Annotated in this window: 11 protein-coding genes; 5 read left to right on the top strand and 6 right to left on the bottom strand. The window is 72.3% G+C overall.

All coding sequences use genetic code 11. The features are described from left to right. Positions 1–15: 15 nt before the first annotated feature. A complete protein-coding gene (locus ITJ48_RS03705) occupies positions 16–1518 on the top strand; it encodes an MFS transporter (RefSeq protein WP_194612446.1) in 1503 nt (500 codons plus the stop codon). A 24-nt stretch (positions 1519–1542) separates the two neighbouring features. Here the strand turns inward: ITJ48_RS03705 and ITJ48_RS03700 are convergent, their stop codons facing one another. From ITJ48_RS03700 to aroA, 4 genes are all read right to left on the bottom strand, one after another. Further along, complete coding sequence (locus tag ITJ48_RS03700; RefSeq protein ID WP_194612445.1) at positions 1543–1692, bottom strand: hypothetical protein; 150 nt, start codon at positions 1690–1692, stop codon at positions 1543–1545. Between the two features lie 379 nt (positions 1693–2071). Next, positions 2072–2995, bottom strand: coding sequence for an inositol monophosphatase (locus ITJ48_RS03695; RefSeq protein ID WP_370544849.1), 924 nt, complete (start codon positions 2993–2995; stop codon positions 2072–2074). Between the two features lie 441 nt (positions 2996–3436). Further along, positions 3437–4570, bottom strand: a complete 1134-nt coding sequence (gene rsgA, locus ITJ48_RS03690; RefSeq protein WP_194612443.1) for a ribosome small subunit-dependent GTPase A — start codon at positions 4568–4570, stop codon at positions 3437–3439. Between the two features lie 7 nt (positions 4571–4577). Then, a complete protein-coding gene (aroA, locus tag ITJ48_RS03685) occupies positions 4578–5996 on the bottom strand; it encodes a 3-phosphoshikimate 1-carboxyvinyltransferase (RefSeq protein WP_194612442.1) in 1419 nt (472 codons plus the stop codon). Positions 5997–6035: 39 nt separating this feature from the next. On the opposite strand from aroA, the gene ITJ48_RS03680 reads away from it, so the two are divergent. Both ITJ48_RS03680 and ITJ48_RS03675 read left to right on the top strand, forming a co-directional pair. Continuing rightward, on the top strand, positions 6036–6821 hold the full coding sequence (locus ITJ48_RS03680) for a sigma-70 family RNA polymerase sigma factor (RefSeq protein WP_370544763.1): 786 nt from the start codon (positions 6036–6038) through the stop codon (positions 6819–6821). Then, entirely contained in the window at positions 6818–7060 is a 243-nt protein-coding gene (locus ITJ48_RS03675; protein ID WP_123546403.1) for a zf-HC2 domain-containing protein, read from the top strand. Before ITJ48_RS03680 ends, ITJ48_RS03675 begins: the two co-directional genes overlap by 4 nt. Before the next feature lie 24 nt (positions 7061–7084). Here ITJ48_RS03675 and ITJ48_RS03670 read toward each other — a convergent pair whose 3' ends face one another. Next, positions 7085–7528 (bottom strand): hypothetical protein, encoded by a 444-nt coding sequence (locus ITJ48_RS03670; RefSeq protein ID WP_192041959.1) that lies wholly within the window; start codon positions 7526–7528, stop codon positions 7085–7087. A 57-nt stretch (positions 7529–7585) separates the two neighbouring features. On the opposite strand from ITJ48_RS03670, the gene ITJ48_RS03665 reads away from it, so the two are divergent. After that, positions 7586–8026 (top strand): GNAT family N-acetyltransferase, encoded by a 441-nt coding sequence (locus ITJ48_RS03665; protein WP_194612441.1) that lies wholly within the window; start codon positions 7586–7588, stop codon positions 8024–8026. Between the two features lie 89 nt (positions 8027–8115). Here ITJ48_RS03665 and ITJ48_RS03660 read toward each other — a convergent pair whose 3' ends face one another. Further along, positions 8116–11913, bottom strand: a complete 3798-nt coding sequence (locus ITJ48_RS03660; RefSeq protein WP_194612440.1) for a multifunctional oxoglutarate decarboxylase/oxoglutarate dehydrogenase thiamine pyrophosphate-binding subunit/dihydrolipoyllysine-residue succinyltransferase subunit — start codon at positions 11911–11913, stop codon at positions 8116–8118. Between the two features lie 123 nt (positions 11914–12036). Between ITJ48_RS03660 and ITJ48_RS03655 the strand changes: the two genes are divergently transcribed. Next, positions 12037–13473 carry a GuaB1 family IMP dehydrogenase-related protein gene (locus ITJ48_RS03655; RefSeq protein WP_194612439.1) on the top strand — a complete coding sequence of 479 codons (1437 nt, stop codon included), beginning with the start codon at positions 12037–12039 and terminating at the stop codon, positions 13471–13473. The last annotated feature ends 78 nt before the right edge of the window (positions 13474–13551 follow it).

Below are 13551 nucleotides of genomic sequence, written 5' to 3'. Positions count from 1 at the left end.
TAAGACGGAACCTCCATGACGAACGCGCCCGACACCTCCTCCGTGCCCACCTCCTCCTCGTCGACGTCGGGCTACGACGAGCGTCAGAAGTGGCAGGCCTTCTGGGTCTGCGTGGGCGTCGCCGCCCTGACGATCCTCGACCTGTCGAAGGTCAACGTGGGGCTGCCGAGCATCGAGGCGTCGCTCGGTGCCGGACCGACCGCGCTGCAGCTGATCGTCGCGGGCTACGCCCTCGCCTTCGGACTGTCGCTGGTGCCGTCGGGACGCCTGGGCGACCTGAAGTCACGGCGCCTGATGTTCGTCATCGGCCTCAGCTCGTTCACCGTGGCCAGCGTGCTGTGCGCGATCGCCCCGACCGTCGAGCTGCTCGTCGCCGCGCGCATCCTGCAGGGCGTGGCGGCGGGGATCCAGATGCCGCAGGTGCTCGGCCTGATCCAGCAGCTGTTCCAGGGACGCGAGCGCGGTCGCGCCTTCGGGCTGTTCGGCGCGGTCATCGGCGTCTCGACCGCCTTCGGGCCGACGATCGGCGGCCTGCTCATCGCGGTGGGCGGCGCGCAGGACGGCTGGCGCCTCCTGTTCTGGATGAACGTGCCGCTCGGCATCGTCGCCATCGTCTTCGCCCTCAAACTTCTGCCCCGCACGTCGACCGCGCCGAGCGGGCACAACGAGCTCGACCTCATGGGCATCGTGCTGCTCGGCCTGACGATCCTCACCCTGATGCTGCCGTTCGTGCTGACGACCGGTCAGGGCGACGACCCGCTGCGCTGGCTGTTCCTGGTCGGGTTCGCCGGGTTCGGCGCCCTCTTCGTCTGGTGGGAGCAGCGCTACAAGGCCCGCGGCAAGTCGCCGGTGGTGCACTTCTCGCTGTTCTCGCTCGCGTCGTACCGCAACGGCACCCTCATCGCGACCGTGTACTTCTGCGCGCTGCCCGCGACGTTCCTGCTCACCACGCTCTTCCTGCAGCAGGGGCTCGGCCTCGAGCCCGTCTACGCCGGCATGGTGACCATCCCGTTCGCGCTGACCAGCGCGGTCGCCGCGTTCTACGGCGGACGCATCGTCGAGAAGTACGGCCGCAGCCTCGTCGTGCTCGGCCTCGTGCTGGTGGGCGTCGGCTTCGTCGTGCTGCTGCTGGCCGCGACGCTCACCCCGCCCGAGTACACGCCGTGGGCGATGGCGGGCGGCATGCTCGTCGCCGGCACCGGGGGAGGCTTCGTCATCTCGCCGAACCAGACCCTGACCCTGGCGGAGGTGCCGGTCGAGATGGGCGGAGTGGCCGGCTCCATGGGCCAGGTCGGCCAGCGCGCCGGCACCGCGATCGGCACGGCCGCGGCGGTCTCGACCTTCTACTCGGTCATCGCCGGACGCAGCGAGGGCTCGACCCTCGACATCTACCACGAGGCGTACCGCAGCGGGTTCCTGGTGACCATCGCCCTGGTGGCGGGAGCGCTCGTGCTGGCGCTGCTCGACCTGCGGGCGCGCAAGCAGGGGCGGGTGGGCGAGGCGGCCGACGCCTCCTAGGGGCGGCTCGTCGGGCGGCGCGGCTCAGGCCGCGGGCGACTGCGCGGCTGCGGCGTCGAGCCACGCCGTGATGTCGACGGCCAGCGTGCGGGGCAGGTCGACCGCGGCGGGGTCCACGCGGGTGATCGTGCTCGTGTGGGCGGCGACGACGGATGCGGCGGTGACGACGGACATGGGTGCTCCTCTGCGAGATGGTGCGGGACGGTCTGGTTGTCGGGGCCGCCGCGGCCCGTCGAGGTCACGACGGGCCGCGGGGCTCCTGGCTCGCTCACCCGCCCTTCGGCGGGACCCCTCCGGGGTGTGGCGACTGCCTGCGGCCAGTCAAGCCGACCGGGTGTTTCGTCAGCATCAACCAGAGGGACCGGTTCCCGGCCCGGGCCTACACCGAGCGGATGAGGTCGTGCGTCGGCGTCGAGTTGCCCCGGACGGCTGGTCGTCGCCGCTCGAGGTGACACTTCGGGGCACGTCGCGCCGCGGGGAGCGCTCGGGCGGCGAGTGTTCGGGCGGCGATGGCTGGGGCGGCGAGCCGCGCCCGGCGTGCTCGCGCCCCGGGTCAGGGCTGGGGGAGCGGCTCAGCGGGGGCGGAGACGATCGCGAGGACGTCGTCGTGCAGCAGGCCGTTCGTCGCGAGGGCGCTGCCGTGCCACGGGCCGGGCTCGCCGTCGGCGCTCGTGAACCGGCCGCCCGCCTCCTCGACGATCGGGATGACGGCTGCCATGTCGTAGGGCTGGAGCCCCAGTTCGCCGGCGATGTCGAGCGCGCCCTCGGCGACGAGCAGGTACGACCAGAACTCGCCGTAGGCGCGGGTGCGCCAGACCTGTTCGGTGAGCGTCAGCAGCGGCTCGAGCCGGCCTGCCTCTCGCCAGTACTCGAGGCCGTTGTAGCTCAGCGACGCGTCGGCGAGCTCGCGCACGCCCGAGACGCGCAGGGGAGTCGTGCCGTGCTCGGACGCGAAGGCCCCGCCGCCCGTGCTCGCCCACCAGCGGCGGCCCAGGGCCGGGGCGCTGACGACGCCGAGGACGGGGACTCCGTCGACGACGAGCGAGATGAGCGTGGCCCAGACGGGGACGCCCCGGAGGAAGTTCGCGGTGCCGTCGATCGGGTCGACGATCCACTGGCGGTGGGGGACCGCTCGGGCGTGGCCTGGCGCGTCGGTGCCGGCGTCGGTGTCGGTGCCTGCGCCGTCCGTCGCGGCGGCGTCCTCGCGGGCGCTGTCGTCCCCGGCTGCGTCGTCCCCGTACTCCTCGCCGTAGAAGGAGTCGTCGGGGCGCTCGGACTCCATCCCGGCCCTGATGGCCCGCTCGACGGCCTGGTCGGCGTCGGTGACGTGCGTGCGGTCGGGCTTGAGCGACACGTGCAGGTCGGCGGAGCGGTAGCGCTCCGTGCTGATCGCGTCGGCCGCGTCGGCGAGCGTCAGCGCGAGGCGCAGGTCGGCCGCCCAGCGGGCGCCTCCGTCGGTGCCGGTCGCGGCGTCGATCCGGCTCGAGTCGGTGTGGTTCGTGGCGGCGTCGGTGCCGGCCGAGCTCGTCTCTGCAGCAGTGTCGGACGAGGAGGCGCGGGTCGGGTCGGTCACCTCGCCAGCGTACCGAGCGCGCCCGGCCGGCATCGCGCCTCCTCGTCTCTGCACCGCGGAGCGGTCATCTCTCGGGGGCAAGGGATCCCAAAGCGAGAGTGATCCTGCTCTCAGCGTCCCGCCTCCCTCGTGGAACGGTCCGGCGGACAGCGGATCACTCTCACATTCGAGAGGGGAGCCCGCAGATGCCGACCAGGAGGCAGCCAGCGCTGCTGCAAAAGCGCGAAATCCGGTTGTTGCAGGGCCCGAGGTCGGCATCTGCGGCAGCGACCCACTCGCGGCGGCGGTCAGCGCGGCCGCCCACCGGCAGCGACCCAGCGACCCAGCGACCCGCGGCGGGGCCGGCTAGCGCGGCGGCTGCTCGTCCGAGCGGGCGTCCTCGTCGCGGGCGGCCTGCTCGCGGCCGCTGACGCCGCCCTTGGAGGCGAGCAGCGTCTGCAGCGAGGCGAGCCGCTCCCGCCCGACGTCGCCGAGCTCCCCGGCCTCGACGCGGTCGACGATCTCCCAGTCGTGTGCCTCGGCCAGCGGGATCCCGTCGCGCGAGGGCTTCTCGGAGGGGTGGGCGTGCCGCGCGAACGACCGCAGGATGTTCTCGGGGTCGACGTGCCCGAGCCCGAACGAGCGGACGCCCGGGGTGTCGACGATCCAACCGCCGCTCGGCACCTTGAACGAGACGGTCGACGACGACGTGTGCCGCCCCCGCCCGGTCACCGCGTTGACGACGCCGACCTCGCGCTGCGACCCCGTCAGGGCGTTGACGAGCGTCGACTTGCCGACGCCCGAGTGCCCCACGGTCACGGTGACGTGCCCGTCGAGCAGCTCGCGCAGTTCGTCGAGCACCGGCGACGGCGACCCGTCGGGCAGCGGGTCGAACGACGTGGAGGTGGTGGTCACGATCCGCAGGTCGAGGCACGAGAAGTGGGCCGCGAACGGTGCGGGGTCGGCGAGATCGGTCTTCGTGATGCAGAGGATCGGCTCGACCCCCGCGTCGAAGGCGGCGACCATGTAGCGGTCGACGAGACGGGGGCGCGGCTCGGGGTCCGCCGCGGCGACCACGATGAGCATCTGGTCGGCGTTGGCGACGATGACGCGCTCGACGGCGTCGCTGTCGTCGGCGCTGCGGCGCAGCAGCGTCGTCCGCTCCTGCACCTTGACGATGCGGGCGAGCGACCCCTCCGCCCCGCTCGTGTCGCCGACGACGCCGACCCGGTCGCCCGTGACGACGCTCTTCTTGCCGAGCTCACGGGCGCGGGCCGTCGTGATCTCGCGCTCGCCGGGGGTGCCGGCGTCCATCAGCACGCCGTAGCGGCCGCGGTCGACGGTCCAGACCACCCCCTCCTCGGCGTCCGCGTACGCGGGCCGCTGCTTGGTGCGCGGCCGGTTGGCCTTCGGGTTCGGGCGCTGTCGCACCGAGCTCTCGTCGTACTGGCCCCAGGCCTCGTCCTCGACGGCGTCGTCGCCGTCGCTCCACCAGCTCACCGGGGACCTACAGGAACCCGAGCAGGTCGATGTCGGCCGGTCGCTCGACGACGCGGCGGCCGAGCAGGTCGTCCCACAGGTCGACGAACTGGGGCAGCGTCTTCGAGACGACGCGCACGTCGTCGAGCTCGACGCCGTCGACCGCGAGGCCGATGATCGCCGCGGCGTGGGCCATGCGGTGGTCGCCGTAGGTGCGCCACTGGCCGGCGTGCAGGGGCGAGGGCTCGACGCGGAGTCCGTCGTCGAGCTCGGTGACGAGGCCGCCGAGCGCCGAGATCTCGCTGGCGAGGGCAGCGAGGCGGTCGGTCTCGTGCCCGCGCAGGTGACCGATGCCCGTGATGGTGCTCGGACCGGAGGCGAGGGCGGCCAGGGCGACGAGGGCCGGGGCGAGCTCGCCGCCGCGGGACAGGTCGACGTCGACGCCCGGCAGTGAGCCGCCGCCGACGAGGCCGTCGCCGCCGTCCACGGTCAGCACGCCGTCGTCGAGCGTGACGGTCGCGCCCCAGAGCGGCAGCAGCTCGATCAGGTCGGCCCCGACCTGCGTCGTCTCGGCCGGCCAGTGCGAGATCGAGACGGTGCCGCCGGCCACGAGGGCCCCGACGAGGAACGGCGCGGCGTTCGAGAGGTCGGGCTCGATGGTCAGCTCACGTCCGGCGATCGCGGTGGGGGGCACCTCCCACACGCCCGGCTCGGGGGTCGCGACGTCCACGCCGCGCTGCGCGAGCGCGTCGATCGTCATCTCGATGTGCGGCGTGCTCGGCAGCACGTCGCCCGTGTGGCGGAGAGTCAGCCCGCGCGAGAAGCGCGGAGCGGACAGCAGCAGGCCGGACACGAACTGGCTGGAGGCGGACGCGTCGATCTCGACCTCGCCTCCCTCGACCTCGCCCGTGCCGTAGAGGCTGAAGGGGAGCGATCCGCGGCCGTCGTCCGACACGTCGACGCCCAGGGCGCGCAGCGAGTCGAGGGTCGCGCGCATCGGACGGCTCCGGGCCGCCTCGTCGCCGTCGAAGGTGACCGGGCCGAGGGCCAGCGCCGCGACCGGGGGCAGGAACCGCATGACGGTGCCGGCCAGGCCGCAGTCGACGGTCGCGCCGCCCGTGAGCTCGCCGGGCGTGACGACGAGGTCGGGGCCGAAGGGCTCGCCCGACTCGAGCTCGTCGATCGTCGTGCCGAGCGCCCGCAGCGCCGCGATCATCAGGGAGGTGTCGCGCGAGTGCAGGGGAGCCCGCAGCGTCGAGGGGGAGTCGGCCAGGGCCGAGAGCACCAGCTCGCGGTTGGTCAGCGACTTCGACCCGGGCAGCGACAAGGAGGCGCGGAGCGGCCCGGCGGCCCGCGGCGCGACCCAGCGCCCGTCGTCGACCGTCGGGGGAACGCCGCCGTCGTCGTAGGGGGAGAACTCGGGCCCGGAATACCTGTACACCTGCATCGGTTCACCAGGGTAATGCAGCGACGACCTGGAGGACACGTGCCCACAGCACTTGCACCGAGGCGGATCACCGTGGCCGAACTAGAATCGGCCGTGATGATCACCCCCGAGGGCGACGAGCCCACACCCGCGACCAGCGCGACCGTACCCGACCCCGTCGAGGCGGGCGGCGGCGTCGCCGAGGCGACCGTCGAGGCCGTGGCGGCCGTCGAGGCGTCGGACGAGGGCGAGCCCGACCTGCGCGCACTGTTCGAGGAGCAGGCCCTGCCCTTCATGGACCAGCTCTACGCCGCCGCGATGCGCATGACGCGCAACCCGGCCGACGCCTCCGACCTCGTCCAGGAGACGTTCGTCAAGGCGTTCGCGGCGTTCCGGCAGTTCCAGCAGGGCACGAACCTCAAGGCCTGGCTGTACCGGATCCAGACGAACACGTTCATCAACACGTACCGCAAGAAGCAGCGCGACCCCTACCAGGGCACCATCGACGAGCTCGAGGACTGGCAGATGGGCGGCGCCGAGTCGGCGACCCGCACCTCCGGCTCCACCCGGTCGGCCGAGGCCGAGGCCATCGACCACCTTCCGGACAGCGCCGTCAAGGACGCGCTCCAGAAGGTCCCGGAGGACTTCCGCATGGCGGTCTACTTCGCGGACGTCGAGGGCTTCTCGTACCAGGAGATCGCCGACATCATGAAGACGCCCGTGGGCACGGTGATGAGCCGTCTGCACCGCGGCCGCCGACTCCTCCGGGGACTACTCGCCGACTACGCCCGTGACCGTGGGATCGCGGTGCCGGCCGGCACGACATCGAAGGGCAGCACCAAATGACCGACTGCGGTTGCGACAAGGCGAAGGCCGAGCTCGAGGAGTTCCTGCACGACGAGCTCTGCCGTGAGGACGCCGCCGACATCCGGGAGCACATGGCCACCTGCGCCGACTGCTCGGGTGAGCACAAGGTGGGCATCGTGCTGACGGAGGCGGTGCAGCGTGCCTGCAAGGAGACGGCTCCCGAGGATCTGCGCTCGACCGTGCTCGCGCGCATCCGCGACCTGCAGGCCTCGCACTAGCTCCTGAGCGCAGGCGTCAGAGCGTCAGCTCAGCGTCGCGTCCTCGCGCCGCGCCGCGTGCGCCACGACGTCGTCCCAGAGCAGCTCGAGGGAGGGGTCGCCCGCGTCGCCCGTGCGCTGGACGACCTTCGAGACGGCCGGCACGCAGAGCCGGAAGTCCGGCTCGCCCACGACCAGCACGAGCGGGTCGCTGCCGGTGCCGGAGCAGAGCCGACCGCCGTACTCGCGGCGCACCGTCTCGAAGAAGTAGCAGGCGGCGCCGAGCGAGACCGCGTCGGGCACCCCGTCGGCGTCGACGTCGCCTCGGTGACGCGCGAGGACCGCGTCGAGCGAGCGGACCGAGCCGGGACTGAAGTCGAGCGAGGCCGCGTCGTCGCGGTGCCCGCCCTTCGCGACCGACTTGACGAAGCGGGCTGCCTCGTCGGCGACGTGCTGCTCGGGCGTCGAGTTCCGCGTGAAGAGACCCATGACGCTCGACCCTATCGTCCGACGTCACAGGTCGTCGACCTGCGCTAGCGTCGTCGCATGACCGCCACGGTGGAGATCCTCGCCAGCCCGACGTCCGACGACCTCGACGACCTGGTGGCCCTCATCGGGCTGCTCGGCCACTCGCTCGACGCCGAGGTGCTCTCGGCCCGCCTGTCGCACCTCACCGCGGCCGCGGGGCACGAGACCTGGGTCGTGCGCGGCGACGACGGCCGCGTGGTCGCCGTCGCGGGCGCGCACGTGCGCTGGGCGTACAACGCCGACGACCCGACCGCTCAGCTGCTGTTGCTGGTCGTCGGGGAGGCGGCCCGTCGGGACGGCACCGGCTCGCACCTCCTGCAGCACTTCGAGGAGTGGTCGCGCGGCCACGGTGCCCGCACGCTCGAGGCCGTCTCGGCCGCCGCCACCGACTCTGCCCACCGCTTCTACCGCAAGCGCGGCTACCACGAGGCCGGCGTGCGCTACTCGAAGCTGGTCTGACGCCTCGACACCCCCGCACCGCACCGCGGACGACGACGGCCGCCCTCCCGCAGGAGGGCGGCCGTCGTCGTCGGCGCGGCGCGGGGGCGCTACAGAGTGAGCGCCGCCGCGATCAGCTCGGCCTGCTGGGCCGCGCTCGCCTTGGTCGAACCCGCCGCCGGCGAGGCCGACGCGGGTCGCGAGGCGACCGTGATCCGGCGGTCGAGGTGCTTCTGCAGCTCGAGCACCACGAACGGCCAGGCGCCCTGGTTCTCCGGCTCCTCCTGGGCCCAGACGATCTCGGCCGAGGGGTAGCGCGAGAGCACCTCGCGGATGCGGTCGAGCGGCAGCGGGTAGAGCTGCTCGAGGCGGACGAGGGCGATGTCGTCCTGCACGCCGCGCTTGTCGAGCTCGGCCGAGAGGTCGTAGTGGATCTTGCCCGAGTGCAGCACGATCCGCTTCGTCGCCGACGGGTCCTGGACGCGGGTGCAGTCGAGCACCGGCTCGAACCGGCCGCTCGTGAACGCGTCGACGCCGCTCGTCGCGCCGCGGAGGCGCAGCATCGCCTTCGGCGTGAAGACGACCAGCGGGCGGCGGGGGCGCGCGTACGCCTGGCGGCGCAGCAGGTGGAAGTAGGAGGCGGGGGTCGAGGGGCGCGCGATGGTCATGTTGTCCTCCGCGCACATCTGGAGGAACCGCTCCATCCGGGCCGACGAGTGGTCGGGCCCCTGCCCCTCGTAGCCGTGCGGCAGCAGCAGGACGACGCTCGAACGCTGCCCCCACTTCTGCTCTGCGCTCGAGATGAACTCGTCGATGATCGTCTGTGCGCCGTTGCTGAAGTCGCCGAACTGCGCCTCCCACATCACGAGCGCGTCGGCCCGCTCGACCGAGTAGCCGTACTCGAAGCCCATCGCCGCGTACTCGCTGAGCAGCGAGTCGTAGATCCAGAGGTTCGCCTGGTCGTCCGTGATGTTCTGCAGGGGCAGCCACTCCTGGCCGTTCTCCCGGTCGTGCAGCACCGAGTGGCGCTGCACGAAGGTGCCGCGGCGGCTGTCCTGGCCGGCGAGGCGCACCGGGGTGCCCTCGGTCAGGACCGAGCCCATGGCGAGCAGCTCGGCGAAGGCCCAGTCGATGCCGCCGTTGCGGCTCATGTCGACGCGCTTCTTGAGCAGCTGCGAGAGCTTCGGGTGCACCGAGAAGCCCTCGGGCGGGTTGTCGTGCGCGTCGCCGATCGCGTGGATCAGGTCGAGGTCGACGCCCGTGCTCTCGGGCTCGCCCGAGGCGTCGTCGCGCTGCGACCGGGGTCGCTCGAGGTCGTCGACGTCCCCGCCGTCGTCGGTGATGACGGGCATCGAGCCGGTCTGCGCCGCGTGCGTCTCCTGGAAGGCGCGCTCGAGGCGGTCCTGGAAGTCGCGGTGCGCGCCGTCGTACTCCTCCTGGGTGATGTCGCCGCGGCCGACGAGGGCCTCGGTGTAGAGGGTGCGGACGCTGCGCTTGGCCTCGATGAGGTTGTACATCAGCGGCTGCGTCATCGAGGGGTCGTCGCCCTCGTTGTGCCCCCGGCGGCGGTAGCAGATCAGGTCGACGACGACGTCGCGCTTGAACTGCTGGCGGTACGAGAACGCGAGCTCGGCGACGCGGGCGACGGCCTCGGGGTCGTCGCCGTTGACGTGGAACACCGGCGCCTGGATCGTCTTCGCCACGTCGGTCGAGTAGATCGACGAGCGCGACTCGGACGGGGGAGTGGTGAAGCCGACCTGGTTGTTGATCACCACGTGGATGGTGCCGCCCACGCGGTAGCCGCGCAGCATCGACATCTGCAGGGTCTCGACCACGACGCCCTGGCCGGCCATCGCCGCGTCACCGTGGATGAGGATGGGGAGGGTGCCGAAGACGCCCTTCGGGCCGCGATCCTGCTTGGCCCGGACGATGCCCTCGAGCACGCCATCGCCGGCCTCGAGGTGGGAGGGGTTCGCGGCGATGTAGACGGGGATCGTCTCGCCCGTGGCGCTCGTGAACTCGCCCTCGGTGCCCAGGTGGTACTTGACGTCGCCCGAGCCCTGGACGGTCCTCGGGTCCTGGGTGCCCTCGAACTCGCGGAAGATCTGGCCGTAGGTCTTGCCAGCGATGTTGGTGAGCACGTTCAGGCGGCCACGGTGCGCCATCCCGATCGCCACCTCCTCGAGCTCCTCACGGGCCGCCTGCTGGATGACGGTGTCGAGCAGGGCGATGGCGGACTCGCCGCCCTCGAGGCTGAAGCGCTTCTGGCCGACGTACTTCGTCTGCAGGAACGTCTCGAACGCCTCGGCCTCGTTGAGCTTGCCGAGGATGCGCATCTGCTCGTCGTGCGACGGCTTCACGTAGGGCACCTCGACGTGCTGCTGCACCCAGGCCCGCTGCGCGGGGTCCTGGATGTGCATGTACTCGACGCCGATGGTGCGGCAGTACGAGTCGCGCAGGATGCCGAGGATGTCGCGCAGCAGCGCGGAGGTGTGGCCGCCGAGGCCGCCCGTGACGAACTCGCGGTCGAGGTCCCAGAAGGTGAGGCCGTGGCTCTCGATGGCGAGGTCGGGGTGGCTGCGCTGGCGGTACTGCAGCGGGTCGATGTCCGCCATGAGGTGGCCGCGGACCCGGTAGCTGTTGATGAGCTCCTGCACCCGGGCCGTCTTGCCCACGCGCTCGGCGAGGTTGACGTTGATGTCGGGGTTCCAGTGGATGGGCTCGTACGGGATGCGGAGGGCCGCGAAGATCTGCTCGTAGAAGCCGCGCTGGCCGATCAGCAGCTCGTTGACCTTCTTGAGGAACTCGCCTGAACCGGCGCCCTGGATGACGCGGTGGTCGTAGGTGCTCGTGAGCGTGACCGTCTTGCCGATGCCGAGCTCGACGAGCGTCTTCGACGAGGTGCCCTGGAACTCGGCGGGGTAGTCGAGCGCTCCGGCGCCGATGATCGAGCCGGCGCCCTTCATCAGGCGGGGCACGCTGTGCACCGTGCCGATGCCGCCCGGGTTCGTCAGCGAGATCGTGTTGCCCTGGAAGTCGGCCGCGGTCAGCTTGTTGTCGCGGGCACGGCGGACGACGTCCTCGTAGGCCGACAGGAAGTCGGCGAAGGTCATCTCGTCGGCCTTCTTGATGCCGGGGACCAGCAGGGCCCTCGTGCCGTCGGGCTTCGGGATGTCGATCGCGAGCCCGAGGTTGATGTGGGCCGGCGTGACGACCGAGGGCTTGCCGTCGACCTCGTCGTAGAAGACGTTCTGGCTCGGGAACTCCTTCAGGGCCTGGACGAGCGCCCAGCCGATGAGGTGCGTGAACGAGACCTTGCCGCCGCGGGCGCGCTTGAGGTGGTTGTTGATCACGATGCGGTTGTCGATCATCAGCTTCGCCGCGACGGTGCGGACGCTGGTGGCGGTCGGGACGCTCAGGCTCGCGTCCATGTTCGTGGCGAGCGACTTGGCCATGCCGCGGAGGGGAGCGACCTTCGCCTCGGGCTCCGGTGCGGGCTCGGCGCTGCTGCGGGCCTTCTCGGGGGCCTTGGCCGGCGACTCGGCCGGGATCGGCTTCTCCGACGGCTCGACCGAGGTGGTCTTGGCGGCCTTCTTGCCGGCGGGGGCGGCCGGGGCAGGTGCGGGCGCGGCGGGCTCGTTCTCACCGGGGGCGCCGGTCACCTCGTCGGGCACCTGCGCCTCGCCGCCGGACGCCTGGTCGGCTGCGGGGGCCTCGGAGGAGGCAGGGGCCTCGGCCGGCGTCGCGGCCGCGGAGCCGCCCGAGGGCGTGTAGGCCTCGAGGACGGGCCACCACGACTCGTCGACCGCGGACTTGTCGACCACCCACTTCTCGTAGAGCTCGTCGACCAGCCACTCGTTGGCCCCGAAGGCACCCTCGTCGGTCGTTCCCGTCACGTGGCTCGTCACAGCCGATCGCCCACTCTCCGTTGATCGTTCGATGTCACGGCGGGCAGCGGCGCCCGCCGAGGACCAGCTTAACAACGTCCGCCTGGCCGCGTCCCGACGACCCGCAGGGATTACCGTTGACCCATGAGGTTCTACGAGACGACGCCGACCCACGACCTGACGTACTCCGACGTGTTCCTGGTGCCCAGCCGCTCGTCGGTGACGAGCCGGCTCGACGTGTCGCTGGCGCCGGGCGACGGCACGGGCGCCACCGTCCCGATCGTCTCGGCCAACATGAACTCCGTCACCGGCCCCCGCCTCGCGGCCACCCTCGCCCGGCGCGGCGGCCTCGGGGTCCTGCCGCAGGACATGCCGCTCCAGGAGCTCGACGCGGCCATCCGCTGGGTCAAGTCGCAGCCCGTCGAGTGGGACACCCCCTGGTCGCTCGACCCGGGCGAGACCGTCGCCACGGCTCTCACCCGCGTGCCCGCCGTGGAGGGGCACGGCATCGTGCTCCACGACGCCGACGGCGGGTTCCTCGGCTGCATCGCCGCCTCCCGGCTGGCCACCGCGCCGCGCGACGCCGTGCTGGGCGACCTGCTGCACGGCGCGCTCACCTCGCTCGACGCGGACGACGTCGACTCGCCCCGGGCCGCCTTCGACCGCATGGTCGCCGCCGAGATCGACTTCGCGCCGGTGCTGCGACACGGCCAGGTCGTCGGCACGGTGAGCCGCAAGAGCGCGCTCCGCTCGACGATCTACCAGCCGGCGCTCGACCGCGACGGCCGCCTCCGGGTCGCGGCCGCCGTCGGCATCAACGGCGACGTCGAGCAGAAGGCCCGCGCGCTCGCCGCGGCGGGCGTCGACGTGCTCGTGCTCGACACCGCGCACGGCGACCAGGACGGCATGGTCGCCGCGGTCAGGAAGGTCGCGGCCGCGAAGCTGGGCCTGCCGATCGTCGCCGGCAACGTCGTCACCGAGGAGGCGGTGCGTCACCTCGTCGGCGCAGGCGCGGACGTGATCAAGGTCGGCGTCGGCCCCGGGGCGATGTGCACCACCCGGATGATGACCGCCGTGGGCCGCCCCCAGTTCTCCGCCGTGCTCGAGACGGCGGCGACCGCCCGGTCGCTCGGCGCGCACGTCTGGGCCGACGGCGGCGTCCGCTACCCGCGCGACGTGGCGCTGGCCCTGGCCGCCGGCGCGTCGTCGGTGATGATCGGCTCGTGGTTCGCCGGCACGGTGGAGGCGCCCGGCGAGCTGGCGACGGACGACCGCGGCCTCTACAAGGAGAGCTGGGGCATGGCGTCGACGAAGGCCGTGCAGGGACGCTTCGGCCGGCTCGACCCCTTCGAGCTCGCCCGCAAGACGCTCTTCGCCGAGGGCATCTCGTCGTCGCGCATCTACCTCGACCCGCTGCGGCCGGGCGTCGAGGACCTGCTCGACATGATCACCTCGGGCGTCCGCAGCTCGTTCACCTACGCGGGGGCCCGCACCCTGCCCGAGTTCGCCGAACGGGCCCTCGTGGGCATCCAGTCGGCGGCGGGCTACGAGGAGGGCAAGGCGCTCCCCGTCAGCTGGTGACGAGGCTCCACAGCTGCTGGTGACGAGATGGGGTCGAGCGGTGACGGACGGGGCGTCCAGAGGCTAAGATTCCCTCTC

This window comes from Frigoribacterium sp. VKM Ac-2530, assembly GCF_015350835.1.
Lineage (GTDB): Bacteria > Actinomycetota > Actinomycetes > Actinomycetales > Microbacteriaceae > Frigoribacterium.
This window is presented reverse-complemented; position numbering and strand designations above follow the sequence as displayed.

Bases quoted from the DNA above. Each gene is read 5' to 3' on its own strand.
- ITJ48_RS03705 (WP_194612446.1), top strand. From the start codon at position 16: ATGACGAACGCGCCCGACACCTCCTCCGTGCCCACCTCCTCCTCGTCG.
- ITJ48_RS03700 (WP_194612445.1), bottom strand. From the start codon at position 1,692: ATGTCCGTCGTCACCGCCGCATCCGTCGTCGCCGCCCACACGAGCACG.
- aroA (WP_194612442.1), bottom strand. From the start codon at position 5,996: ATGCAGGTGTACAGGTATTCCGGGCCCGAGTTCTCCCCCTACGACGAC.
- ITJ48_RS03675 (WP_123546403.1), top strand. From the start codon at position 6,818: ATGACCGACTGCGGTTGCGACAAGGCGAAGGCCGAGCTCGAGGAGTTC.
- ITJ48_RS03670 (WP_192041959.1), bottom strand. From the start codon at position 7,528: ATGGGTCTCTTCACGCGGAACTCGACGCCCGAGCAGCACGTCGCCGAC.
- ITJ48_RS03665 (WP_194612441.1), top strand. From the start codon at position 7,586: ATGACCGCCACGGTGGAGATCCTCGCCAGCCCGACGTCCGACGACCTC.
- ITJ48_RS03655 (WP_194612439.1), top strand. From the start codon at position 12,037: ATGAGGTTCTACGAGACGACGCCGACCCACGACCTGACGTACTCCGAC.